The sequence below is a fragment of the Azospirillum sp. TSH100 genome, from assembly GCF_004923295.1.
In the GTDB taxonomy this organism is placed as follows: Bacteria; Pseudomonadota; Alphaproteobacteria; order Azospirillales; family Azospirillaceae; genus Azospirillum.
This window is the reverse complement of sequence record NZ_CP039635.1, coordinates 1,046,767-1,071,500: the sequence shown is the minus strand read 5'-3', so window position 1 is coordinate 1,071,500 and position 24,734 is coordinate 1,046,767. Positions and strand designations below refer to the sequence as shown.

The window sequence follows — 24,734 nt, the reverse complement described above, 5'->3', positions numbered from 1 at the left end:
GTCATCTCCCATCGGTACGGGTGCCGACATGCCGAGCGGCAAGCATTCGTTAACCATGAAGCGTCACAACTTGAGAGCGGCCCATCGCCGCGTTCAGCCGACCGCCGGGACCGCATAACGATCGGGTCCATTTGGCGCCACCGCGCTGATTCCCTTTGGAAGGCTGACACAGCGTGACTCTGCTGACTGCGCGGGCCAACGGCCCGACCGATGTTTCCCCGGCCGGTCAATCGACGATCTCCGCTCCTTGGACCGCCACTCCGACGGTTCCGACTCTGAGCGGCGCGATCGACCCGTCCCTTCTGCGCGACGAACTGCTGTCCGACATTCCGCAGGCAACCGCCAGGGCGCATCCGGATCGCACGGCCATCATCTATGAAGGCCGGCGCGTCACCTATGCCGAACTGGACGCGCGCGCCAACCGGGTCGCCCGCGGGCTGCGGGCACGCGGGATCGGCCCGGGCTGCTTCGTCGGGTTGTGGATGGCACGGTCGCTCGACCTGCATGTGGCGCTGCTGGGCATCCTGAAGGCAGGCGCCGCCTATCTTCCTTTCGACGCCGACGCTCCGGCGGAGCGCGTGGCCGTCAGCCTGACCGACTGCGCCGCCCCGGCGATCCTGATCGATCTGGTGACCGGCACCAAGGCCGCGACGCTGGCAGCGGCCGGCGCCGACGTCCAGGTGCTGCGCATCGGCGACGTGCTGAGCGACAACGAGCAGCCGTTCGATCTGCGCGCCGATGGGGTAACGCCGGACAGCCCGGCCTATGCGATCTACACTTCGGGCTCGACCGGCAAGCCCAAGGGCATCGTCATCAGCCACCGCAACATCTGCCATTACCTGCGCGCCGCCAACAGCGTCTACGGCATCACGGCCGACGATGTGGCCTTCCAGGGCGCCTCGGTGGCCTTCGACCTGTCGCTCGAAGAAATCTTCGTCCCCTATCTGGCCGGCGCCACCCTGTGGGTCGCCAGCCGCCAGGTGCTGGACGAGGCCGACCGGCTGGCTGACGTGCTGACCGAGGCCGGCGTCACCGTTCTCGACACCGTGCCGACCCTGCTGGCGATGCTGCCGAAGGATATCCCGTCGCTGCGCGTCGTCATCCTGGGCGGCGAGGCCTGCCCGCCGGCCGTCGCCTCGCGCTGGTGCCGGCCGGGCCGGCGCCTGTTCAACAGCTATGGCCCGACCGAAGCGACCGTCGTCGCCACGGTGGCCGAGGTTCATCCTGACACCCCCGTCACCATCGGCCGCCCGATTCCGAACTACACATGCTATGTGGTGGACGAGGCATTGCAGCCGGTGGCCCCCGGCACCCAGGGCGAGTTGCTGATCGGCGGCCCCGGCGTGGCCCAGGGCTATCTCGGCCGACCGGAACTGACGGCGGAGAAGTTCATCGCCAACCCGTTCCGCTCCGGCGGAGCCGATCCGCTGCTCTACCGCTCCGGCGACGCAGTCAGCGTCGATGCCGACGGCAACCTGCGCTTCCATGGCCGCATCGACGATCAGGTGAAGATCCGCGGCTTCCGGCTGGAGCTGGGCGAGATCGAGGCGAAGCTGACCGATCTGCCCGGCGTCGCACAGGCGACGGTGGTTCTGCGCACCGACAACGGCCTGGACCGTCTGGTCGCCTTCCTGGTGGCGCAGCCCGGCTCATCCCTCGACAAGGCCGCGCTCCGCGACGCGCTGCGCGCCCAACTGCCCGCCTACATGGTGCCGGCGCACTATGAACAGGTGGCGGAGCTGCCGCGCCTGACCTCCGGCAAGGCCGACCGCAAGACCTTGCAGGCCATGCCGCTGACCGAGCATGCCGGTGCCGGCGAGCAGGAGGAGCCGCGCAGCCCGACCGAGGCCACGCTGCTGGACGCCGCCCGCCGGGTCCTCCCCGGCCAGTCGATCCCGCTGGAGGCCGACTTCTTCCTCGACCTGGGCGGCCATTCGCTGCTGGCGGCGCGCTTCGTCTCGGCGGTGCGCGAGACCGCCGGGCTGGCAAGCCTGACCCTTCAGGACGTCTATGGCGCCCGCACGCTGCGCGCAATGGCCGAACGGCTGGACGCCAAGGCGCCGGCCGGTCATGGCGCCAAGCCGGCCGACCTGTCCTTCGATCCGCCGCCGCTCGCCCGCCGCCTGCTGTGCGGGCTGGCCCAGGCCGCGGCGCTGCCGGTCATCCTGGCGCTGATGACGGTGCAGTGGCTGGGCGTGTTCGTCAGCTACATGCTGCTGTCCGGCGAGGATGCGGGGATTTTCGGCGAGATCACGACGCTGTTCGGCGTCTATGTCGTCATCAACATCGCCACCGTCGCCATCGCAATCGCGGCCAAGTGGCTGATCATCGGCCGGACCAAGCCGGGCCGCTACCCGCTGTGGGGCGTCTATTATTACCGCTGGTGGTTGGCCCAGCGCTTCATCGCGCTGGTCCATCTGAAGTGGTTCCAGGGATCGCCGGTGATGCGGCTGTTCCTGCGCGCGCTCGGCGCCAAGGTCGGCGCCGATGCGATGATCGGCGAGTTCGAATCCGGCGCCATCGATCTGGTCAGCATCGGCCGCGGCGCCTCGACCGGCGGCAAAGTGAAGATGGCCAATGCCGAGGTGATCGGCAACGAGCTGGTGATCGGCACGATCGAGATCGGCGAGGACGCCTATGTCGGCACCTCCTGCGTCATCGGCCACGACGCCATCGTCGGCAAGGGCACCGAACTGGCCGACCTGACGGCGCTGGCCGCCGGCACGCACACCGGCGACTACGAGTCCTGGGACGGCTCGCCCGCTCGCAAGGTCGGCACGGTCGATCGCACCACCCTGCCGCAGGAACCCAGTGCCGGCGTCGTCAAGCGCGCCGCCCAGTCGCTGATCTATCTGGTCGCCCTGGTCGGCCTGCCGCCGGTGGCGTTGATCCCGATCTTCCCGGCCTTCTACCTGTTCGACAAGCTCGACAGCTGGATGGGCGGGGTGTTCAAGGTCAACTACCTCTACTATGTTCCCGCCATCGCCTGGCCGACCGCAATGTTTCTGGTCGCCTTCACCGTGCTGCTGATCGCCGCCATGCGCTGGATCGTGCTGCCGAAGGTGGAGGCCGGCTCCTACTCGGTCCACAGCTGGTTCTACGTCCGCAAATGGGTCGTGGCACTGGCAACGGAAGTGATGCTGGAGACCCTCAGCTCGCTCTACGCCACCGTCTACATGCGGGCCTGGTACCGGCTGATGGGCGCGAAGATCGGCCGCGACGCCGAGATCTCGACCAACCTCGCCGGCCGCTACGATCTGGTGGAGATCGGCGAGAAGTGCTTCATCGCCGACGAGGTGGTGCTGGGCGACGAGGATATCCGCCGCGGCTGGATGCATCTGCAACCGGTGAAGACCGAGGCCCGCGTGTTCGTCGGCAACGACGCCGTGGTGCCGCCGGGCTCCTCCATCCCCACCGGCACGCTGATCGGCATCAAATCCAAGCCGCCGGCGAATGCCGAGATGCAGGCCGGCGACACCTGGTTCGGCAGCCCGCCGATCAAGCTGCCGGTGCGCCAGAAGTTCGACAACGTGTCGGCCAACTGGACCTTCGAGCCGTCGCGCGCCCGCCGTCTGGGACGCGGCATCTTCGAGGCGTTCAGCCTGTCGATGCCGTCGATGCTGTTCATCACCTTCGGCACCTTCGCGGTGGAGTTCTTCGCCCCCGCCATCCTCGACCAGCGCTGGGGCGCCTTCGCCTGGCAGTTCCTGGCGGTCAGCGTCGCCATCCCCGTGGCGATGGTGCTGGTGGTGGCGCTGGTGAAGTGGCTGCTGATGGGCCGCTACGCCCCCACCATGAAGCCGATGTGGTCCTGGTGGGCGATGCGGACCGAGGCAGTGGCGGTGCTGTACTGGGGCCTGGCCGGCAAGGTTCTGCTCGACCATCTGCGCGGCACGCCGATGCTGCCCTGGGTGCTGCGCCTGTTCGGCACGAAGTTCGGCAAGGGCGTCTACATGGACACCACCGACATCACCGAGTTCGACTGCGTGTCGGTCGGCGACTATTGCGCCATCAACGCCTTGTCGGCCCTCCAGACCCATCTCTACGAGGACCGCGTGATGAAGGTCGGCCGGGTGACGGTCGGAACCGGCGTCACCGTCGGGGCCGGCGCCACCGTGCTGTACGACACCCATGTCGGCGACTTCGCCCGGCTGGGTCCGCTGACCCTGGTGATGAAGGGCGAGGAAATCCCCGCTCATGGCGACTGGGTCGGCGCCCCGGCCGAACCGGCCGCCCATGCCGACAGCACGGTCGCTGGACGGGTCAGGGCGGCGGCGTAAGCAGCCGGCGCCAGTGACGGAAAGACGAGGCTGGTCATACCATTGCGGTGTGCCGGCCTTTTCTTTTGCCTGTCTTCATCTGACGACAAACCGTCGCGCGCCGTTACTCTCTCCGATGGTTGTCTCCGCCCCGCAGCGGTGTATAAGGGGGGCCGAGCGCGGCCTGCCCCCTTCGCGCGCCCGGCCGGGCGCGTTCCGCGGAGGCGAATGGCGGCCGTCGGATCGTCATGAAGGAACGCCCCAATGCCCGACGACATCGCCTCAGCCCGCGGCCTGTTTCCGCTCGCCAAGGACGACACGACCTACCGCAAGCTGACCTCGGATCACGTCTCGGTCGTCGAGTTCGACGGCGAGCAGATCCTGAAGGTCGAACCGGAAGGTCTGCGCCTGCTGGCCGAGGCTGCCTTCTCCGACATTAACCATCTGCTGCGGCCGGGCCATCTGGCCCAGCTCGCCAGGATTCTGGACGATCCGGAGGCGTCGGCCAACGACCGCTTCGTGGCGCTCGACCTGCTGAAGAACGCCAACATCGCCGCCGCCGGCACCCTGCCGATGTGCCAGGACACCGGCACCGCCATCATCATGGGCAAGAAGGGGCGCCGCGTCTGGACCAAGGGCGGCGACGAGACCGCCCTGTCGGAAGGCGCCCGCGACGCCTACCTGAAGCGCAACCTGCGCTACAGCCAGCTGGCGCCGATCTCCATGTATGAGGAGAAGAACACCCGGAACAACCTGCCGGCTCAGATCGACATCTATTCCGAGGGCGAGGACTATTACAAGTTCCTGTTCATGGCCAAGGGCGGCGGGTCGGCCAACAAGACCTTCCTGCATCAGGCCACGCCGTCGGTTCTGGCGCCCGACCGGTTGCTGAAGTTCCTGGAAGACAAGATCCGCTATCTCGGCACCTCTGCCTGCCCGCCCTACCACCTCGCCATCGTCATCGGCGGCCTGTCGGCGGAGCAGAACCTGAAGACGGTGAAGCTGGCCTCGGCCCGCTATCTCGACAACCTGCCGACCGAGGGCGGTGAGGACGCGCACGCCTTCCGCGATCTGGCGATGGAGGCCGAGGTCCACAAGCTGACCCAGAACATGGGCATCGGCGCCCAGTTCGGTGGCAAGTATTTCTGCCACGACGTCCGCGTCATCCGCCTGCCGCGCCATGGCGCCTCGATGCCGATCGGCATCGGCGTGTCCTGCTCGGCCGACCGTCAGGCGGTGGGCAAGATCACCAGGGACGGCATCTTCCTGGAGCAGTTGGAGACCGATCCGGCCCAGTATCTGCCGGAAATCGGTAACGAGCATCTGTCGGGCGAGGTGGTGAAGATCGACCTGAACCAGCCGATGGAGCAGATCCGCGCCACGCTGAGCCAGTACCCGATCCGCACCCGCCTGTCGCTGACCGGCCCGCTGATCGTCGCCCGCGATCTGGCCCACGCCAAGCTTCGCGCCCGCCTGGACGCCGGCGAGCCGCTTCCCGACTATTTCAAGAACCACCCGATCTACTATGCCGGCCCGGCCAAGACGCCGAAAGGCTACGCCTCGGGCTCCTTCGGGCCAACCACGGCGGGGCGCATGGACAGCTTCGTCGATCAGTTCCAGGCGGCCGGCGGCTCCATGGTCATGCTCGCCAAGGGCAACCGCAGCCCGGAGGTGACGGCGGCCTGCAAGCAGCATGGCGGCTTCTATCTCGGTTCGATCGGCGGCGCCGCCGCCCGTCTGGCCCAGGACTGCATCAAGAAGGTGGAATGCGTCGAGTATCCCGAACTCGGCATGGAAGCCATCTGGCGCATCGAGGTGGAGGACTTCCCGGCCTTCATCATCGTCGACGACAAGGGCAACGACTTCTTCAAGGAGTTGAAGCTCGCCTGATCCTGGCTGACAGGACGTTAAGGGGCGCGGCGCCTTGCAGGATGCACCGCGCCCTTTTCCCTGCCCGCTTGCGGGATGGCACCGGGGGCGCCTATCTTGATTGCATCGGGATCGGGGCATCGGGATCGGGGAGGACTGTGCAATGGACGGTGTCTATGACCGGCGCGCGCCGAAGCGGGACATCACCTTGTCACTGGACAAGGATATCCTGCAGCGCGCCCAGTCCCTTCCCGGCGACCTGTCGGAACGGGTCGAAAAGATGCTGGCCGACGAGGTGGCGAAAGCGGATCGTGAGCGTCGCCTGGATGACGTGATCGACGCATGGAACCGCTTCGATGAAAAACATGGGTCTTTCGCGGACCAGCATGTCGACGACATCTTATGAGCCAGTTCGACGTCCATAGAAACACCGGCGCCGGCCGACAGACGACTCCCTTTGTGGTTGTCATTCAATCGGGAAGGTTCGACAGAGCACGCAGTCGCGTCGTCATTCCAATGATCGACAAGCGCGCGGAACCGCCCATCGATCCTGAATTGAATCCGTCTTTTGAAATCGATGGACGCTCGGTGGTTCTTCATCCACTACAGACCGTGACGGTCCGCACCGAACGACTCGGCGAAAAAGTCTGCTGCCTCGCCGACGACAGCGACCGCATCATTTCCGCCATCGACCTTCTGATTTCCCGTGCCTGGGGATGAGTAGCCCGTGACACCCGCCCAAATCCAAGACCGCATCCTGTACCGCGACGGGCTGATGCTGATCCTCGACAAGCCAGCCGGGCTGCCGGTCCATGCCGGCCCCGCCGGCGGACCGAACCTGGAGCGGCATTTCGACGCGCTGCGCTTCGGTTTCCCCAAACCACCATCCCTCGCCCATCGGCTGGACCGCGATACCTCGGGCTGCCTGATCCTCGGCCGCCATGCCAAGGCGCTGCGCAAGATCGGCATCCTGTTCCAGAACGGCAAGGTCGACAAAACCTATTGGGCGGTGGTCGCCGGCACGCCGCCGCAGGAGTCCGGACGGATCGAGCTGCCGCTGGCCAAAGTTTCCAACAAGACCGGTGGCTGGCGCATCGTCGGTTCGCCCGAGGGACAGGCGGCGGTAACCGACTATGTCGTGCGCGGGCAGGCCGACGGGCTGACCTGGCTGGAACTGACGCCGCACACCGGTCGCACCCACCAGATCCGTGTCCATTGCGCCTCCATCGGCTGCCCGCTGGTCGGCGACCCGCAATATGGCGGGCCGGAGGACAAGCCGCTGCATCTGCATTCGCGCGCCATCTCGCTGCCGCTCTATCCCAAGCGTGATCCGGTCGGCGCCGAGGCCCCGATCCCGCCGCACATGCGGGCGGCACTGGAGACTTGCGGCTTCACCGAAGCGTCATAGCGCCGCCGCCACGCTCCAGCCTTGCTGCGACGCGGCAGGCTGCCCCATGATCGGTGTCGGGAACTGGGGCGATCACGGCCAAGGGGCGAGGGTATGATACCGATCGGCACGACGACAGCCCGCTGGATGACCGTGCGCTACGCCCTGGCGCTGACGCTCATCGCGCTGGGCACGCTGGCCGGCTTTATCATGACCGAGCGGGTGATCGGCCAGCACGAACGCATGTTGGAGGTCGTCAACGTTTCCGGACGGCAACGCATGCTGTCCCAGCGGACGGCTCTGCTGGTGGAGCAGCTGAAGAACACGACCGATCCGGCAACGCGCGTCGACCTTGCCCGACGGCTGGATGACGCAACGGACATGTTCGAGGCCACCCACCGGCGCCTGAGCGGCCAAGCCGGGCCGGAGGAGGGCCCGGCACTGGGCCCTCCTCCCCGTGACCTTTTCTACAGCGGCCCCAATCCGTTGGACCCGGTGGTGACCGAACACATCGCCGCCCTGCGCCGCGTCATCGCCGCCGCATCGACCGGACAAGCGCCGGACCCGGCCGAGGCCGACCGCATCACCGCCCAGGCGTTCGGCCCGCTGCTGGATCGGCTGGAGGAGATGGTCGCCCTCTATCAGGAGGAAGGAGAGGCAGGTTTCCTGACCCTGCACCGGCTGGGGCTGGCGGTGCTGCTGGCAACCCTGCTGATCCTGGCGGTAGAAGCGCTGGCGATCTTCCGGCCGATGACCCGGCAGGTACGCCGCCAGTTCACCGAGATCCTGCGCATGGCGGAAGCCATCGAGCGGGCGAACGCCACGCTGGAACAGCAGGTGCGCGAACGGACGGCCGAACTGCATGCCGCCAAAACGGCAGCGGAGCAGGCCCACCGCGCCAAGTCCCGCTTCCTTGCCCATGCCAGCCACGACCTGCAACAGCCGCTGCAGGCCATCGGAATGTTCACGGGCATGCTGGAGCGCCAGCCGCAGAGCGTCAAGGCGACTGCGCTGCTGAGCGACCTGAAGGCGGCGCAGCGGTCGATGCGCGACCTGTTGAACGCCATCCTCGACATCTCCAAGCTAGAATCGGGGGTGGTGACGCCAAAGCCGGCGGACCTGCCGCTCTCTCCGCTGCTCGACCAGCTGGAGGCGGAATTCACCGGGCAGGCGGAGGCGAAGGGGCTGCGGCTGCGCGCCATTCCGACCGAAGCCGTGGTGCGCAGCGACCCGGCCCTGCTGGAACGCATCGTCCGCAACCTGATCGCCAACGCCATCCGCTATACCGAGACCGGCGGCGTCCTGGTCGGCTGCCGTACCCGCGGCGATACTCTGTGGATCGAGGTCTACGACACCGGCCGCGGCATCGCCGAACCCGACCGCAAGCGCATCTTCGAGGAGTTCGTCCAGCTCGATCGCCCCGACCGCGACCGTAGCGAGGGCATCGGGCTGGGCCTCGCCATCGTCGAACGTCTCGCCCGGCTGCTGGGCCATCCGGTGACGGTTCGCTCGGCGGAAGGGCGCGGAACCGTGTTCGCCGTGGGGGTGCCGCTGACCGGGTGATATTGTCCCTCCCGGAGAAACTATCTGATGCGAACGGCCTGGATTGTTCCATAAGCCGTTGGGTGCCAAATTCCCCTCCAGACAACGGCACACACCCCAACGATATGGAGGGTTCCATCATGATCACCATTCGCCATCGCGACGAGCGTGGGGTCGCCAACATGGGTTGGCTGAACAGCAACCACAGCTTCTCGTTCGGCCATTACTTCGACCCCGGCCACATGGGCTTCCGCGCCCTGCGCGTCATCAACGAGGACCGGGTGATCCCCGGCGCCGGCTTCCCCACCCATGGGCACGCCAATATGGAGATCGTCTCCTATGTGCTGAACGGCGCGCTGGAGCATAAGGACTCCATCGGCACCGGTTCGGTGATCCGTCCCGGCGAGGTCCAGGTGATGAGCGCCGGCCGCGGCATCCGCCACAGCGAGTACAATGCGTCGGACACCGAGCCGGTGCATTTCCTCCAGATTTGGATCCTGCCGGAAGCCAACAATCTGGCGCCCGGCTACCAGCAGGCGGATTTTCCGGCCGAACAGAAGCGCGGCACGCTGAAACTGGTCGGCTCGCGTGATGGCCGGGACGGCAGCACCATCATCCATCAGGACGTCGATCTGTACGCCGCCCTGCTGGACGGCGAGGAAAGCGCCACGCTGCCGCTTCGCCCCGGTCGCCATGCCTGGGTCCAGGTGGCCCGCGGCCGGGTCCATCTGAACGGCACCCTGCTGAAGGCTGGCGACGGCGCCGCGCTGACGGACGAGGAGGCGGTGACGCTGGACCGCGCCGACGATGCCGAAGTGCTGGTCTTCGACCTCGCCTGATACAGTCGGGCGTAAGGCGTCAGGCTTGACATAAAAGCTTGATTTGAACCGGGAGCGGGGCAGGCGGCAGAGTGCCGCCGTCCCGTTCCCGCCGACGCCCTGCCGGCGGGCCGCACCCTGGGGTAGGCGATGACCGAGCAGAAAACCTACAATGTCCTGTTTCTCTGCACCCACAATTCGGCGCGCAGCATCATGGCGGAATGCCTGATGCGCCGGTGGGGCGCCGGCCGCTTCAACGCCTGGTCCGCCGGGAGCCATCCGGCCGGCCAGATCAACCCGCACACTCTGGCGACATTGAAGGCCTTCAACCTGCCGACCGACGGTCTGCGCTCCAAGAGCTGGGACGAGTTCTCCCGCCCCGACGCACCCGCGCTGGATTTCGTCTTCACCGTCTGCGATCAGGCGGCGGGGGAGATGTGCCCGGTGTGGAGCGGTTCGCCACTGGTCGCCCATTGGGGAGTCGAGGATCCATCCGCCGCCACCGGGACGGAGGACCGCATCCGCATGGCCTTCCGCCGCGCCTATGTGGAATTGGAAAGCCGCATCAAGATCTTCGCCAGCTTGCGGGTGGAGCAGCTGGACCGGTTGACCCTGCAAAGCTCGCTGCATGCCATCGGCACTGTTCGCGGTTCCGAAGCGGACATGATGGCCGACGCCTGAGGTCACGTCACAGCACCTGTTTGGGCAACGACAGCAACTCCTTCCTGATGCGGTTGAGGCTGGGACGGTTTTCGGGGCCGAAGGCGATGGGGCGGCACAGGTGCATGGCGGTCAGCCCGACCCGCGCAGTCAGCAGGCCGTTGATCACCCCCTGCCCCATCCGCGTCGAAATGGCGGCGGCGAGCGAGCCGCCCAGCGCCTCCACCGCGACATGGTGGGCGCTTTCCGCCACACCGGCGACGGCGATGTTGGCGAGCATCCGGCGCAAAAGCCGCAGCGAGCCGACATAGCCGGGCCGGGCGCCATAGAGGGCGGCGATCTCCCGCACAAGCTTCAGGTTGCGCCAGAGGACCACGGCGAAATCCAGCAGAGCCGCCGGGCTCAGCGCGGTGGCGACGGCGGTGTCGCGCGAGGCGCGCAGGACCCGCTGATAGGCGGCACGGTCGAGCGGGCTCAGCACCTCGCGGTCGAGCAGCCGGACCACCTCGTGCTCGTCATGGGCGTCGGTGACATGGTCGCGCACGCGGGCCAGCGCCGGGGCCAGCTCCCGCCGGTCGGCGTAGAGCGCCACCAGGGAGCCTGCGAAACGGTCGGCCCGGCCGCCGGGCGCCTCCAGCTCCAGCCGGCCGGCCTCGGCGCGCAGCTCCTCGATCCGGCGCAGGCGGCGCAGCGACAGAAGTTCGGTCACCAGCATCGCGATCGCCGCGATGCCGGCGGTGGCGGCCAGCAATGCCACCAGCACGCCCAGCGCAAGGCTGGTGGCGAAGGCGCGGGCCAGCAGGTCGGCGGTGTCGAAGCCCAGCGCCACCAGCACCAGTGCCGCCAACGCCCCGAACAGCCAGCGGCCGAGCCTGCGCGTGGTGCGCACCGGCGTGGCAGGGGCCGGCAGCAGATCGGCCGGATCGCCGCTGCCGGTCAGCAGGGCGGTTTCCTCCTCCACCGGCACCGGAGCTGCGCGGTCGAGGTCCAGCTCCATCGGCGGAACCCAACCCTTCGAGGCGTTGCGGGTGTCGTGCTCCGTCACGTCAGGTAATCCCCGAGCAGGAATTGCAGGGCCTTATCGACGCGGATGTGCGGCAGGCCGCGCGGGTCCCGGCCGAGGTCGTCGGGCGGACGGAAGGCGAGGAAATTGTAGGGACGGTCGCGGCCGGGCGGGAAGGCCTCCGCATCCTCCGGAATCTCGCCGGGGAACAGCACGGTCGGGCGGTCGCGCCCGACGGGGACGCCGCGCACGCAGCGCAGCTGGCGGCCCTCATGCTCCGTCACCACGCTTTCGGTGCATTTCAGCGCGGCGATGGCCATGGTGTCGACCTGGGCGCCTTCAAAGCGGATGGCGTTGCGGGCGTCGCCGACCAGCCGGTCGAGCAGTGCCCGCAGCTGGGCATGCTGGTGGGCGGCGATGTGGTCGGCCTTGGTCGCGGCGAAAAGCACGCGGTCGATCTTGCTGCCGAACAGCCAGTCGAACCAGCCCGACGCGCCATGACGGAAGGGTTCAAGGCTCAGTTCCAGCGCCCGCTTCATGTCGGCCATCCCGGCGGGGCCGGCGTTCAGCGCGCCCAGCACGTCGATCAGCACGATCTGGCGGTCGAGCCGGGCGAAGTGTTCGGCGAAGAAGCGGCGGACGACGTTGGTCTTGTAGGCCTCGTACCGCTCCTCCATCAGCGCCCACAGGCTTCCCCTGCCCCGCGGGGCTCCGCGCAGGGGACAGAAGGTCAGCAGCGGCGCATCCTTCATGTCGCCGGGCTCGACGAAACGGCCGGGCTGGATCAGGCTGAGCAGCGTGTCGGCACGGCGGCAGGCATGGAGATAGTCGGTGTAGAGCGCAGCCCCGCGCCGCGTGGTCTCCTCCTCCGCCGAAGCGGACGGGTCGATGGTGGCGAGCCAGCCGCGCCAGGAGGCCGACAGTTCGTCGCGCGGCGGGCGGGCGGCGAGTTCGATGGTCTGGGCGCTCCATTCCGCGAAGCTCTGGCGCAGCAGCGGCAGGTCGAGCAGCCATTCACCGGGATAATCGACGAGGTCGAGATTCAGCGTCGCCACCGGCTGCACCGAGCGCTTCAGCGCCGAATCAGGACGGTAGCGCAGCGAGACGCGCATCTGGCCGATGCCGCGTGTCGGCTCCGGCCAATGGGGATCGGGTCCGGTCAGGGCGGCGAGATGGCCTTCGAAATCGAAGCGCGGCACGTCGGGATCGGGCTGCGGCCGCAGCCGCGCCGCCTGGAAGCGGCCGGACGAGACGGCATCGACGAAGGGCAGCCGCCCGGCCTTCAGCAGGTTGTCGACGAGGGCGGTGACGAAGACGGTCTTGCCCGCCCGTCGCAGTCCGGTGACGCCGACGCGGACCGTCGATTCCAGGAGAAGCCGGCTGCCGGCGTCGTACAGGCTGTTCAGGTCGGGAATGCGCACGGGCGGTCGTTCACGTCTGGCCGATGACCGGCCCTATATGGGGTCGGGCAAGCGGGATGCGAGAGGCAGGGATGCGAGGGGGAACCGGATGCGACGTTTGGAACAGCATGAAACAGTTTTCGGAGCTGTGTTCACTGTTCAATCCGGACGGCATCGGCGGGGACCTTTGCAGGTGGGGACCAGCGGTCATTCGTATCATGGACAGGGGGAGCGGGTAACGGCGGGGTGAAAAACAGGAGGTCCCCCTCTCCCCCCGGGGAGAGGGCCGGGGTGAGGGGGATGCACCGGGTGGCTATACCGAGAATCCTCGTAGCGCGTCTCCCTCACCCTAACCCTCTCCCCGGGGGGGAGAGGGGATATCAAGAGCGGGAGATGGTTCACCCCCCGATATAGTGCGGCATCAGCTTCGCCTGATCGCCGATCCAGACCTCGCAGCGGCTGTCCTGGTTGCGGAAGAAATAGGCTTTGCCGGGCTGGCGGCGGTTCTGCGGATCGACAAGATTGGCGCCGCCGGAGAAGGCGACGCCATAGCGGTAGTCCGGCGTCGCCGCCCAATAAAGGCCGTCAATCTGTTGCAGGAAGGCGCCGCGCTGGCACAGGTGCGACAGGGTGCGGTCCAATGTGGCGAAGCCCTTCAACCCCTGCGGCAGCTTGTAGACGGCACGGCTCTCGGTGCGGCGCAAGCGCGGCTCGTGGCCGGGCGGCGGCGGTTCATAGGCGCGGAAGGGCGGACGCAGATGGCCGGGTTCGGTGCGGTCGGTGCGCAGAACCTCCTGCGCCCCGGCGGCAGCGGGAAGCAGAACAACGGTCAGCAGCAGGGCGGCGAGGCGGCGGGTCATCGCACCGACGGGTTGTTGGCGACGAAGGCGAAATAGGGCAGCCGGCGCACCGCGTCCGCCACCATCAGATAGGCGACCGCAAAGGCCAGCAGCGAGGCGAGGAAATAACCGTAGCCGTACCAGGGGAAGCCCATGCCGCTGAACAGCAGGGTGAAGCCGCCGTTGGTTACCAGATAGACAAGCTGCGCCGTCAGGTTCCGCGCCCGCAGGTCGAAATAGGCGAGGATCACCGTGCAGAACAGGAACAGCACCTGGAAGAAGGCCCCGAGCACGCCGAAGCGGAACATGCCGATCTGCTGGTATTGCAGGCCGAGGACGCCGACGATGGCCGGGGCCAGGAAGATGCAGACGGCGCAGACCGCCCCTTGCAGGATGATCAGGTTGCGGCTGCTGTCCAGCAGGGCGGCGATGATGGCGCTGTGGTTGCGGGCGATCTGGTCGTAGGTCGCGTGCTTCTGGATGTCGCGATAGAAGCCCTGGTAATGCTCGAAGAAGCGGGTCTCGATGTTCACCGTGAACAGGGTCAAGGCCGGCAGGGTCGTCAGATAGGCGATGAACATGGCGCCGTCATAGGCGCTGTAGATCGCCATGGCGCCGGAGACCAGTTCGCGTTCCGGCGCGAACCACATGATCCACTTGTCGGTCCACACCGCGGCGTTGGCGAACAGGCCGATCAGCGCAAGATCGGCGTATTTGCGGAAATAGCCGAGGAAGGCGAACATCCGCCCCACCGGATAGGGATATTCGGCCAGAACCCGCGCGATCAGCCCGAACTGGATCGCCGCCAGCCCGGCGGAGAAGCCCCAGACCATCCCCGCCGCGCCGAAGCGGTCGCCCAGCAGCACGGCACCGGCCATGCCGGTGGCCATGCCGACGCCGAAGGCGACGGTGACGGCCAGATAGTCCTTCAGCGCCGACAGGAAGATCGACACCACCCAGATGCCGCAGACCAGGAAGAAGTTCACCAGCCCGCCCAGCATGACCGGCATCGGCAGGCCGCTGAACAGCGGATAGAAGGGGCCGGCGGTCAAGGCCGCGATGGCATAGGCCAGACCCAGCGTCGCCAGCAGCATGCCGGGTGCGGCCTCCACCTCCTTGGCATAGATGGCGTCGGCGAGATAGCGGGTGGCGACCAGCACCAGCGGTCCGGTGAAGACGACCGAGAAGCAGAAATTGTAGATCACCACGACGCGGAACAGCGTCAGCTCCTCCACCCCCACCAGATCGCGGCCGAACAGCGTGATGCCGGCCAGCGCCAGGATGGTGAACATCCAGGGGCCGGAGGTGATGAAGGCGGAATGGGCATAGCCCTGCAACACGCCCAGCAGGTCGTCGCGCCGGGCCAGCCGGCGGAGCGCGAAGCCGATGCCGGCCATCTCAGGCGGCCCCGCTCAGCTGGAAGTCCTGCTGGTCATGCGTCGGCCGGGTCGGCATGGCGATGTGCTCGTCATAGATGGCGCGATAGATGCGGTCGATGGCGACCTTGTCGTAGGACTGGGCGACGCGCCGGGCGATGGCCTGGGCACAGCGCTCGCGCCAGGGACGGTCGAGCAGCAGGGCGCGCAGCTCCCGCGCGGTGTCGAGCGGGCTGGCCAGCGGCGTCACCGCCCCGCCCGGCCCCAGCGGCGGCACCTCGTCCGGGCGGCCCATCAGCAGTTCGGAGCAGGACCCGACGTCGGTCGCCACGGTCGGCACGCCGGACGCCCCGGCCTCCAGGATCACCAGCGGCTGCGCCTCGCTGACGCTGGTCAGCGCGATGGCATCGACCTTTCCCAACCAGTCGGTCAGCCTGACCCGGCCGGCGAAGATCACCGTCTGCTCCAACCCCAGATGCTTCACGATGGTGCGGCATTCCTCGACATAGCCGGGATCCTCCTCCAGCGGTCCCAGGATCATCGCCTTCAGGTCGGGGATGTCCTCGCGCAGGATGGCTGCGGCACGGATATAGGTCTTCACGTCCTTGATCGGCACGACGCGGCCGATCAGGGCGATGGTCGGCGGGCGCGGCGTGGAATCGCGCTGCACCTGGGAATAGCCGGCATAGTCGATGCCGTTGGGCACGATCATCAGCTTGGCCGGATCGGCGCCCTGGCGGCGCTGGAACTCCTGGTTTCCGCCATACAGGGTGATGATGCGGTCGCAGGCGTCGTAACAGGCCTTGGAATAGCTGGCGAAGGTGTCCAGCCACAGATCGCGCAGGTCGCGCTTCTTCTTGTCGAGCGCCAGCGAGGTGTCGGCCCCCTCGAACAGCCATTCGGCCATCAGGATCTCGATGCGCCGTTCGTTGGTGTAGATGCCGTGTTCGGTCAGCAGGGCCGGCCGGCCGGTCTCCAGCCGCGCCCGCGCGGCGAACAGCCCGGCATAGCCGGTGGAGATGGCATGGTAGACGGCGGCCTGCGGCATCGGCACCAGCAGCGTGGCGAACAGACCGCTCATCAACGCGCGGCTGCCCCAGAAATACTCAAGGAAGGAAGCGTCCGGCAGGGCGGCCCTGCACATGCGCACCACCATCCGGAAGGCGTCCTCGGAATTCAGCAGCGCCCGCTTGCCGATCCGGCCGCGGCGCGGCGCCAGCAGCCGGAGAACCTCGGCCACCTCGGCCAGCCCTCCCCCCTGCTGCAAGCGGGCAAGCGGCCGCTCCAGATCCCGCAGCAGCCGGCCGGTGCCGGGCTGCCAGCGCCAGCCGGCGGGGGGATCCTGGAGATGGACATGGGTCAGGCCGGTCACGTTGGGCGGCAGGTCGTAGGCGAGCTTGCGGGCGCTGCGGTCGGCGACCAGGGCCACGATGTGGAAGGTCAGGTCGGCATGGGAACGGATCAGGTCGTGGGTCCAGGTCGACACGCCGCCGGCGACATAGGGATAGGATCCCTCCATCAGCAGGCAGACGTCGGCCTTCGGGGCCCGGGGAGCTTCAGGGAGAGATCGGCTCATGCGGCCAGCTCCGTCGTCGCATAGCCGGCATCGGCCGCATCGTCGCGCCACAGGGCGAAGACGTCGCTCAGCGTGTCGGGCAGGTCCGCCTGATCGCCCAGCAGGTCGGGCCGACGAAAGGGCAACGCGCGCAGATCGGCGAAGCGGCCCAGCCGGAACAGGCTCTCGGCATACCAGAACAGGATGCGGCGGTCGGTCGTACGGTCGATCATCGGCGCCAGCCGGTCCGCCGCCTCGCCCGCCAGCCCGCAGCGCAGGAGCAGCCGGCCAAGATCGTGGCGGATGCCGTCGTCCGCGGGGGCGAGGTCCAGGCTGCGGCGGTAGCCGTCCAGCGCCTTGTCGCGGATCTCGGCCTCGCGGTTGGAGTCCAGCAGGCCGCAGAAGGCATAGTCGTCGAGATGGCGGGCCAGCGCCGCGAGGGAATTCGCATCGTCGGGATGACTGCGGGCGGTGTGGTCGAGCGCCAACCAGCGCTCGTTGAACTCATGCTCCACCCGCGCGGTGGCGGTGGCGGCCTGGACGCGGACGGACGGGTCGGCGTCGGCCAGCCCGGCCTTCAGGGCCGGCGTGAAGGCCGGGCGGAAATGACGGGCGACCAGGGCGATCACCGCCTGCTTCTGCTGCGGCGAGCCGACCGACATCACGTCGGTGAAGGATTCGCCGGCCACCAGATGGGCGTTCTCGCGGCCGGTCACGATCAGCTCGTACAGTTCCTGCGCCGGGCCGGTCTCGCTGTCGGGGAAGAGAGAGAGATACCAGTCCTGGAAACCGGTGGCATAACGGCTGAACACCGCCAGCAGCGCCGTTGCCACCAGCGTGCAGACGGCGCCCAGCGGACCCAGCGGACCCAGGGTGACCAGCAGCAGCCCGGCCAGCCGCAGGTCGCGCCGGCGCCGCGCCCGGCTGCGCAGCCACAGCCCGACCAGGGCGCAGAACAGCAGATGCAGCGCCGCGGCGGACCAGACGGCATGGGGCATGTCCGACAGACCGAGCGCCAGCGCTCCGCCGTCGAGCAGCCCGGCGGCAAGCGTCACCGCCGCCAGTTCGGCCGTGCCCGGGGCCGGGCGGTCGCCCGCCAGCGCGCCATCGGCCTCGGGCGCGGCGGAAGCGGAACCGGTCATGCCATGCCCTCCCCGGCACTCGGCGCGGCGGATTCGGGCGGGTCGATGCGGCGGGTGACGAAGCCGATGGGGATGTTGGACAGGCCGGCGGGCAGCGCCTCGCGCACCGCGCGTTCCAGCTTCGCCTCCACCTGCTTGGCGCCCTCCAGCGGCGTGCCGGCCAGGACCACGCCGAAGGACGTGCCCTGATGGCCGAAATCGCAGGCGAGGTCGGTGTCGCGCAGGCTGCCGCGCACCGCCTCGCCGATGGCGGCGGCAAGATCGGCGCGCTGGGCGACGGACAGGCGCGACAGGCCGGTGGGGCGGATGGTGATGGCGGTGGTCTCGAACCCCATGCGGCGGCCGAGCAGGGCGAGGAACTCCGCCTGCCGGCCGATATAGCTGGAGGAGTAGAGCGCCTCGTCGGTGAAGACGCGCTGCTCGTTGGCGGTGCGGTATTGGCGTGCCTTGGCCAGCGCGGTGCCGATCCATTCGCACAGGATGCGGAAATTCTCGACCGTGTTGACGCTGAGGTCGGTGAAGCCGAGGCTTTCGATCTTCACCATGCCGACGACCTCGCCGGTGTCGCTGCTGATCAGCGGACCGGCCAGCACGCCTTCGCCGGCCAGGATGCGCTCGTCGTCGGCCCGGTTGACGCAAAGCTGGCGCTGGCGGGCGATGACGGTCTGGAACAGCGGCGTCCCGCTGTCGAACCAGCGGGCGTAGCTGTCGTTCTCATCGTCCCACCCCTCGTTGGTCACCGATTCGAGAACGTCGTTGTTCAGCAGGAACAGCGAGAATTTCTCCGGCTTCATGACGGTGCGGACGAGGTCGGCGATGCCCAGCATCACCTCGCCCTCGTCGAGATGGTCGATGGACTTGGCGGCCTGATAGAGGGTGAAGACGGTGCGCAGCTGGCCGGCGACGCGGGTTTCCAGGCTTTCCTTCACCGATTTCAGGGCGCGGTAGGACCGGGCGATCGCCTCCGCCTCCTGCCGGGCGGTGGCGAGACCGGCACGCAGCTCCTCGCGCTCGCGCAGCTGGCGCATCCGCAGCTCGCCGAACAGCACGGCGGCGACCAGCCACAGGATCGGCTCGCGCGTCAGGGTGAAGAGATGGTCGTAGAGGTCTTGGTCGATCCCGGCATCGGGCATGTTGCCGAGCCGCAGGGCCGCCGAGGCCACCAGTGCGGCCAGCACGCCCTCGTTGGTGCCGTACTGGATCGCCAGCAGCAGGACCGGGATCCAGAAGGGATGCGGCTGCACCCCCTCGAAGCGCAATCCGGATCCAATCCAGGCATCAAGACCCAGCGCGACGCCGAAGAACAGCATCAGTTCCAGCAGGGCGACCGGCCGCAGACCGAACCAGCGGCGGGGCGATGCCGGAACGGGGGCCGGAGCGGGAGCCGGAGCAGGGCTGGACTCGAGCGTGCTCATTCGCGGTGCAAATCGTTCGGGAAGTCGGATTCCGGGGTTGCGGCACCCGGAGAGGCCCACGGAGAGGATTGGACGGCAGGAGTCGCGACGACCGGGCGCAGGCTGTCGATCATGCGGGTCACCACGCGCTGGGCGACGTTGTTGACGCTGTCGCGGCTGAAATAGCCGCGGCCGGCCTCCGACTGGCTGGAGGTCCACAGCACCGCGCCGTCGGAGGTGCGGACCAGCCGGGCGTTCAGACCGACCACCGGCTCCTCGCGCAGGCCATGCTGGTAACCGTATTCCGACACGCTGCCGGCCAGCACGGCATCCACCCCCAGCGCCCGGCCGGCGGCCTGCGCGTCCAGCGGAGCGGCGTCGGACTGACCGTCGGTGGCGGTGGCGGTGGCTGAGGCGGCATCGCCCACGGGCTTGGCGGCGGAGAGGCGGCTGCGGACGCGGCTGGCTTCCACGGTGCGAAGGCCCTCGACGCCGTAGAGTTCGGTGGAGACGAGGTCGGCGGCGATCTGGCCGGCGTTCGGGTGGTTGGTCAGATTCTCGAAGGGCAGGACGGCCACGGTCGTGCCGATCGGCAGCACCGCGCCCGGCTGGGCGAAATCGCGGCTGTTGATCCGGCCGAAGCTGCACCCCGCGAGCAGCAGACCCGCCGCCAGCAGCGCCGCATAGCTCCGTGCGCCCTTGCCCATCATCCCCGCACCCGTCTGCCGCATCTCTCGTCCACCTTTTTTAACCATGAAGAGTTGACACACCGTCAATAACGCCAGACCAGCGTGACCCCGGCGCTGTTCACCGCGCTGGCGGTGCCGCGCGCGGTGGAGCGGGCATGGCTGGCGCGGAATCCCAATTCCAGATTGTCCGTCGGCTCCCATCCCAGCGACAGCGCCCCCTGCGGCCCGCTGCGGCCCCGCCGGTCATAGGCGTAGCCGATCTGCGCGGCGTAACGGACATAGTCGGTCAGGTAATCCTCGACGTTCAGCTGCAGCGCATGGACCTCGCGCGTCGCCGCCGGCAACGGGACGTAGGGCTGGCCCTCTATCATGTTTCCGTCGGCGTCCTGCCGGTCACCGCTGCGCCTTTCCTCGCGATGGGCGACATATTCGGCGTCCAGCACATAGGCGACGCTGGTCAGCGGGCCCGGTTGGTTCAGCGTGTAACGCAGCGATCCCTCCAGCGTGGCGCTGCGCGCCAGATCGGCGGTGCCGGCCAACCCATAGCGGTTGTAGCCGGCGCCGAGCGACAGCGACCAGCGGTCGGACAGCCGGTCCTCGTGCTGGACGAACAGGCGGTCGCGCCGTCCGCCATCGACGATGCCCTCCAGAAAGGCGAAGCTCGGTTCGCTCCAGGCGAAGCCGGCGCGGGTCTCGGATTGGTCGCCGCGCCAGAAATGGCTGTAGCCGGCGCCAAGGGTCTGCGGGGCGGCGTAGAGCGCCAGGGTCGAGCGCTCCAACTCCGGCCAGTCATGAACCAGCGCCGCCTCCAGCCGGGAGCGGGCGCCGTGGAAGGGTTCCAGCCGGCCGTCGCCGCGACGGGCGCCGTCGACATCGACCTCGCGGCGCTCGATGCTCCAGGTGAGGGCGGTGGAACGGCCGAACTCCTGCACACCGCTGAAGCGGGCGATGCGCTGCATGTCGGCGTTGCGCACCTTCTGCCAGTCGAGGTCGAGGCGGCTGCGGTCGGCATTCTCGTGCAGAAGCAGCGCCTTGCCCTGGACCAGCGAGGGTTCGTCGGGCGTCAGCTCCAGCGCCGTGTCATAGGCCATGATCGCGTCGCGCCAGCGGCCGAGCCGCTCCTCCGCCTGGGCCAGCAGGGCGGTGGACTGGGCGTCCTTCTGGCCCTGCGCCAGCAGGGCGCGCAACAGGGCGCGCGCCGGCCGAAGGTCGCCACCCTCCACCAGTGCAAGGGCACGGAAATAGTCGAGGCGCCGTTGAGCCGCCCGGTCGGCGGCCTGCGCCTCGCGGCTGGGAGCGGCGGTGGGGGAGCGGGTGAAGGCGACGCTGAGGCCGGCGGGGTCGGTGGCGACCGTAGCCTCGACGCCGGGGCCAAGCACCAGCACGACGCTGTCGTAGCCGTACAGGATGTTGTCGACCCAGGACTCCAGCCGCTCCGGCACGCGGTCGAGCGGGACGCCCCCAAGCGGACGGCTGAAGCGGAGGACGAGTTCGCGGCCGTCGCGCTGGGTTTCGGTGGCGACACTGCCGGGCCAATGCAGGGCGAAGCGGGCGGTGCGGTCCTCGCGCACCGCCTCCAGGCGCACCGGCTGGGCGTGAGCCGGCGTGGCGACGAGGAGGGCGAGGGTTATCAGGACCGGCAGAAATCCCCTCTCCTCCCCGGGGAGAGGGTTAGGGTGAGGGGGTCGCACGGCGAGGATTCTCGGGAAGTCACGCGATGCCTCCCCCTCACCCCGACCGTCTCCCCGGGGGGGAGAGGGGGTGTAAAGCGCGAGACGTGGAAAGCGATCACGGAAGGGCCAGGACACGGCGGGCCTCCGGCAGTCGTCCGTTTTCGATCAGCATCGATGCATAGTCGGCCCTCAGCTGGCGGTCGGCCGGGCGGCGCTTGCGCAAGCCCTCGAACAGCGCCACGGCGTCGTCGACCTTGCCCAGCCGGTTCAACAGGTTCGCCTCCGTCTGGATCGCCGCGTCGCCGCGGCCGGCGCGGGCGCGCAGCTGAGTCAGGGAGGTGCGGTAGAAGGGAACCGCGGCGGCGGGGCGCTTCAGCGCGGTCAGCGCCTCGCCCAGGAAATAATGCGCCTCGTAATCGTCGGGACCGGAGGCGACATAGCGGCGCAGCAGGCGCTCGGCATCGGCGAGGCGGTTCTCGTCATAGGCAAGCATGCCGAGTTGGCGCAGCGCGTCGGCATCGTCCGGCTTGCGCGCCAGCAGAACGGTCCAGGCCTGGGCTGCGGCGGCCCGCTGGCCGGTCTGCTCGGCAAGGCGGGCGTAGCGGCGCAAGCGGTCCGGCGAGTTTTCCTCGGCCAAGGCGGCGCGCACGGCGTCGGCCAGCTCCTTGCCCTTGCCGGCGGCGGCCAACGCCTCGATGTAGGGGGTCTTGAGCGCAGGCTGGCCCGGAGTGGCACCCTGTCCGCCAAGCCCGGCGATGACCCGGCGGCCACCGCCATAGTCGGCAAGGCGCTCGTACCATGCCGCCTGCTCGGCCGGGCTGGTCGCCGCCTTGGCCCGCGCCTCGATCCAGTCCAGGCCGGCGGCCGGCGGGCGCGGTCCCCAGAGATAGGCGAGCTGCTTGAAATCCTCGCTCTGCGGCCCCTGCCCCGCCGCCAGCCTTTGCAGCGCCTGCTCGGCCCCCGCCTTGTCGCCGAGCGCCAGCAGGGACGATGCCGGCTCCCGCCGCCGGTCGGCCGGCAGCCGGTCGTCGGTGGCGCGGGCCAGCAGGTAGCGGCGCAGATCGGCCTTGCGGCCCAGCCTGGTCAGCGTGTCGCGGTAAAGGGAATCCTCGGACTCGGCCAGCGGCGCGGCGGCGGCGCGGCTTTGCAGCAGGTCGGCGAGATCGGGCAGCGCGTTCGCCTTGGCCGCCGCGTCGGCATAGACACTCAGCCAGTCCCCGCCCTGCCGTTCCGCCCAGCCGCGCAGCAGAGGAAGTGCCGCACGGTAGGCCTTGTGGTCCAGCAGCATGGTGACGATCGCCTGCTGGTCGGCATCGGACAGGTTGTCGCGCGCCAGCTTGGCGGTCAGGTGGCGGGCCAGCTCCTCCGACCGGCCGGCGCCGTCCAGTGCTGCGATATAGGCGGCCTCCACCTCCGCGCCACCGGCATCCAGCAGGGGGGCCAGCAAGGGCAGCGCGTCGGCTGGCCGGCCGGTGGCGGTCAAGGCGGTGGCGAGCGCCAGACGGCTGCGCGGCGAAGGATCGAGCGCGAAGGCACGCTGCGCGGCGGCCAGCGCCAATGCCGCGGCGGGACGATTGGCATCGGAACCGGAGGCGGCGCGTTCGGCGGCACTGCCGGCAATGTCCTGCAACAGGGCGAGCGGCAGCTTGGGCTGACCGGCCAGCCAGTCGGCGACGGCGGCGGGATCACCGGCCTTGGCGGCCAGCCGTGCCCAGCCCTGACCGGCCGCCGCAGACGGCATCGCCTGCCGCCGCGCGGTGAACCAGGCGAGGCCGGCGGACGCACGGTCGAGGTCGATGAACAGGGCGGCAAGCTCCTCCAGCGACTCCTCCGGGACATTGCCCGTCAGCGGCAGCCGGTCGAAGGCGGCGGAGGCGGCGGCGTGGCGGCCGGCGCGGTCGAGGATGCGGATGGCGCCCAGCCGGTCGCCCGTCGCCAGCCCATCGCCGGCCAACCCGCGCTCCGCCCACTGCGCCGCCGCCGCCGGGTCGCCACGGCCGAGCGCGATGTTGGCGGCCAGCAGCGGGTAATCGTCGAGGAACTCGTCACCCAGCTCGCGGTAGAGCCGGTCGGGAAAGTTCCGATCACCCTCGCGCAGGGCGGTCTCCGCCAGCCCGGCCAGCACCCAGTCGGGCACCAGATGCAGATCGCGCCCTTTGGTCGCCTCCAGCGCCGCGCGCAGCATGCCGGCATTCACCTCAAGCGCCAGCAGCCGGCCGAACTGCACGTCCTCCACCGGTCCGCTCAGCGCCGACAAGCGGGTCCGCGCCTGCTCCCGCCGGTCGGTGGCGATCAACAGGTCGATGTAGGTCAGCTCCAGCGCCAGATCATGCGCGCGGCCGGTCACCTGTGGTCCTGTCACCTGTGGCTCGATCAGCCGCAGCCCGAGATCGGGACGGGCTGCCGCGGCAAGCTGGCTCGCCAGACCGATCATGTCGGCGACAGTCGGCCGCTCGCCCAGCCAGCGGCGGGCGCGCTCATAGGCCTCGTCCTCGCGGACGAGGTCGATCAGCAGGCTCATCAGCAGTTCGCGGCTGTCGGGTTCGATGTTGCCCCTGGCGCGGTCGTCGGCGCGCAGCAGCCAGTCCACCGCGCCGGCATGGTCGCCGCGCGACGCCAGCAGGGCAGCCAGTTCCTGCTGGGCCTCGACATCCTCCGGCCGCAGGGTGCAATAGCGGACCAGTGCCTCCGCCTTCAGCGCCATCCGGTTGCGGAAGCCGGCGGCATAGGCCAGTTCGCGGAACAGGTCGGCGCTGTTGCGCATCTCCGCCAGCGCCTTCAGGTTCTCCAGCCGGTCGCCCGGCCGCTGGGCATCCTGATAGAGGCGGTCGAGCAGTTCGCGCGCTTCGACGGAGGACGGCTCGGCGGCCAGGAACGCCTCGGTCAGCGCGATGGCGCGGTCGACGTCGCCCTGGGCCAATGTCAGACGGGTGAGCGGCATCACCGTGGCGCCGCTGCGGTCGCCGGCGGCATAGCGCTGCTCGTAGGCGGCGCGGGCGCTGTCATAATCGCGGTCGCGGAATTTCTGCAGGGCAAGCTCGGCGCCGTGCGGAATCAGCAGCAGGCTGGCGCCGATGCCGGCGAGCAGGATCAGCAGGACGACGAGGATGTTCGCGCGCATCGCCGCC

The 24,734-nt window shown here is 68.9% G+C and carries 18 protein-coding genes; 8 read left to right on the top strand and 10 right to left on the bottom strand.

Features of this window, described 5'->3' with window-relative positions:
• Positions 1 to 173 precede the first annotated feature (173 nt).
• The 8 genes from E6C72_RS17415 (at position 174) to E6C72_RS17380 (ending at position 10,556) form a co-directional block, all read left to right on the top strand.
• Complete coding sequence (locus E6C72_RS17415) at positions 174 to 4,280, top strand: Pls/PosA family non-ribosomal peptide synthetase (RefSeq protein ID WP_109442713.1); 4,107 nt, start codon at positions 174 to 176, stop codon at positions 4,278 to 4,280.
• A gap of 243 nt (positions 4,281 to 4,523) precedes the next feature.
• Positions 4,524 to 6,149, top strand: a complete 1,626-nt coding sequence (locus E6C72_RS17410) for a fumarate hydratase (RefSeq protein ID WP_109442712.1) — start codon at positions 4,524 to 4,526, stop codon at positions 6,147 to 6,149.
• Between the two features lie 142 nt (positions 6,150 to 6,291).
• Positions 6,292 to 6,534 (top strand): type II toxin-antitoxin system CcdA family antitoxin, encoded by a 243-nt coding sequence (locus tag E6C72_RS17405; protein WP_109442711.1) that lies wholly within the window; start codon positions 6,292 to 6,294, stop codon positions 6,532 to 6,534.
• Positions 6,531 to 6,848, top strand: a complete 318-nt coding sequence (locus E6C72_RS17400) for a CcdB family protein (protein ID WP_109442710.1) — start codon at positions 6,531 to 6,533, stop codon at positions 6,846 to 6,848. The genes E6C72_RS17405 and E6C72_RS17400 overlap by 4 nt, the downstream gene beginning before the upstream one ends.
• Positions 6,849 to 6,855: 7 nt before the next feature.
• The gene (locus E6C72_RS17395) at positions 6,856 to 7,536 is read left to right on the top strand and encodes an RluA family pseudouridine synthase (RefSeq protein ID WP_109442709.1); all 681 of its coding nucleotides are present in this window, start codon (positions 6,856 to 6,858) and stop codon (positions 7,534 to 7,536) included.
• Between the two features lie 93 nt (positions 7,537 to 7,629).
• Entirely contained in the window at positions 7,630 to 9,078 is a 1,449-nt protein-coding gene (locus E6C72_RS17390; RefSeq protein ID WP_109442708.1) for an ATP-binding protein, read from the top strand.
• A 119-nt stretch (positions 9,079 to 9,197) separates the two neighbouring features.
• Positions 9,198 to 9,896 (top strand): pirin family protein, encoded by a 699-nt coding sequence (locus tag E6C72_RS17385; protein WP_109442716.1) that lies wholly within the window; start codon positions 9,198 to 9,200, stop codon positions 9,894 to 9,896.
• Between the two features lie 129 nt (positions 9,897 to 10,025).
• Positions 10,026 to 10,556: an arsenate reductase ArsC gene (locus E6C72_RS17380; protein ID WP_109442707.1), complete on the top strand. Its 531-nt coding sequence runs from the start codon at positions 10,026 to 10,028 to the stop codon at positions 10,554 to 10,556.
• A gap of 7 nt (positions 10,557 to 10,563) precedes the next feature.
• On the opposite strand, the gene E6C72_RS17375 is transcribed toward E6C72_RS17380, so the two are convergent.
• From E6C72_RS17375 to E6C72_RS17325, 10 genes are all read right to left on the bottom strand, one after another.
• Entirely contained in the window at positions 10,564 to 11,580 is a 1,017-nt protein-coding gene (locus E6C72_RS17375) for a TIGR01620 family protein (RefSeq protein ID WP_109442706.1), read from the bottom strand.
• Complete coding sequence (locus tag E6C72_RS17370; RefSeq protein ID WP_109442705.1) at positions 11,577 to 12,959, bottom strand: YcjX family protein; 1,383 nt, start codon at positions 12,957 to 12,959, stop codon at positions 11,577 to 11,579. The genes E6C72_RS17375 and E6C72_RS17370 overlap by 4 nt, the downstream gene beginning before the upstream one ends.
• 377 nt (positions 12,960 to 13,336) lie before the next feature.
• Entirely contained in the window at positions 13,337 to 13,798 is a 462-nt protein-coding gene (locus E6C72_RS17360) for a hypothetical protein (protein ID WP_109865377.1), read from the bottom strand.
• Positions 13,795 to 15,174, bottom strand: coding sequence for an exopolysaccharide Pel transporter PelG (pelG, locus tag E6C72_RS17355; protein ID WP_109865378.1), 1,380 nt, complete (start codon positions 15,172 to 15,174; stop codon positions 13,795 to 13,797). Before pelG ends, E6C72_RS17360 begins: the two co-directional genes overlap by 4 nt.
• 1 nt (position 15,175) lies before the next feature.
• Positions 15,176 to 16,729, bottom strand: a complete 1,554-nt coding sequence (pelF, locus tag E6C72_RS17350) for a GT4 family glycosyltransferase PelF (protein ID WP_109865379.1) — start codon at positions 16,727 to 16,729, stop codon at positions 15,176 to 15,178.
• Complete coding sequence (locus E6C72_RS17345; protein WP_109865380.1) at positions 16,726 to 17,850, bottom strand: hypothetical protein; 1,125 nt, start codon at positions 17,848 to 17,850, stop codon at positions 16,726 to 16,728. Before E6C72_RS17345 ends, pelF begins: the two co-directional genes overlap by 4 nt.
• Positions 17,847 to 19,265: a GAF domain-containing protein gene (locus tag E6C72_RS17340; RefSeq protein WP_247876154.1), complete on the bottom strand. Its 1,419-nt coding sequence runs from the start codon at positions 19,263 to 19,265 to the stop codon at positions 17,847 to 17,849. The genes E6C72_RS17345 and E6C72_RS17340 overlap by 4 nt, the downstream gene beginning before the upstream one ends.
• On the bottom strand, positions 19,262 to 19,975 hold the full coding sequence (locus E6C72_RS17335; RefSeq protein WP_199229013.1) for a hypothetical protein: 714 nt from the start codon (positions 19,973 to 19,975) through the stop codon (positions 19,262 to 19,264). Before E6C72_RS17335 ends, E6C72_RS17340 begins: the two co-directional genes overlap by 4 nt.
• 41 nt (positions 19,976 to 20,016) lie before the next feature.
• Entirely contained in the window at positions 20,017 to 21,624 is a 1,608-nt protein-coding gene (locus tag E6C72_RS17330; RefSeq protein WP_247876155.1) for a hypothetical protein, read from the bottom strand.
• A 97-nt stretch (positions 21,625 to 21,721) separates the two neighbouring features.
• A complete protein-coding gene (locus E6C72_RS17325; protein WP_109865381.1) occupies positions 21,722 to 24,727 on the bottom strand; it encodes a tetratricopeptide repeat protein in 3,006 nt (1,001 codons plus the stop codon).
• Positions 24,728 to 24,734: the final 7 nt, after the last annotated feature.

Bases quoted from the DNA above. Each gene is read 5' to 3' on its own strand.
- E6C72_RS17410 (WP_109442712.1), top strand. From the start codon at position 4,524: ATGCCCGACGACATCGCCTCAGCCCGCGGCCTGTTTCCGCTCGCCAAG.
- E6C72_RS17405 (WP_109442711.1), top strand. From the start codon at position 6,292: ATGGACGGTGTCTATGACCGGCGCGCGCCGAAGCGGGACATCACCTTG.
- E6C72_RS17400 (WP_109442710.1), top strand. From the start codon at position 6,531: ATGAGCCAGTTCGACGTCCATAGAAACACCGGCGCCGGCCGACAGACG.
- E6C72_RS17390 (WP_109442708.1), top strand. From the start codon at position 7,630: ATGATACCGATCGGCACGACGACAGCCCGCTGGATGACCGTGCGCTAC.
- E6C72_RS17385 (WP_109442716.1), top strand. From the start codon at position 9,198: ATGATCACCATTCGCCATCGCGACGAGCGTGGGGTCGCCAACATGGGT.
- E6C72_RS17380 (WP_109442707.1), top strand. From the start codon at position 10,026: ATGACCGAGCAGAAAACCTACAATGTCCTGTTTCTCTGCACCCACAAT.
- E6C72_RS17360 (WP_109865377.1), bottom strand. From the start codon at position 13,798: ATGACCCGCCGCCTCGCCGCCCTGCTGCTGACCGTTGTTCTGCTTCCC.
- pelG (WP_109865378.1), bottom strand. From the start codon at position 15,174: ATGGCCGGCATCGGCTTCGCGCTCCGCCGGCTGGCCCGGCGCGACGAC.
- pelF (WP_109865379.1), bottom strand. From the start codon at position 16,729: ATGAGCCGATCTCTCCCTGAAGCTCCCCGGGCCCCGAAGGCCGACGTC.
- E6C72_RS17345 (WP_109865380.1), bottom strand. From the start codon at position 17,850: ATGACCGGTTCCGCTTCCGCCGCGCCCGAGGCCGATGGCGCGCTGGCG.
- E6C72_RS17340 (WP_247876154.1), bottom strand. From the start codon at position 19,265: ATGAGCACGCTCGAGTCCAGCCCTGCTCCGGCTCCCGCTCCGGCCCCC.
- E6C72_RS17335 (WP_199229013.1), bottom strand. From the start codon at position 19,975: ATGCGGCAGACGGGTGCGGGGATGATGGGCAAGGGCGCACGGAGCTAT.
- E6C72_RS17325 (WP_109865381.1), bottom strand. From the start codon at position 24,727: ATGCGCGCGAACATCCTCGTCGTCCTGCTGATCCTGCTCGCCGGCATC.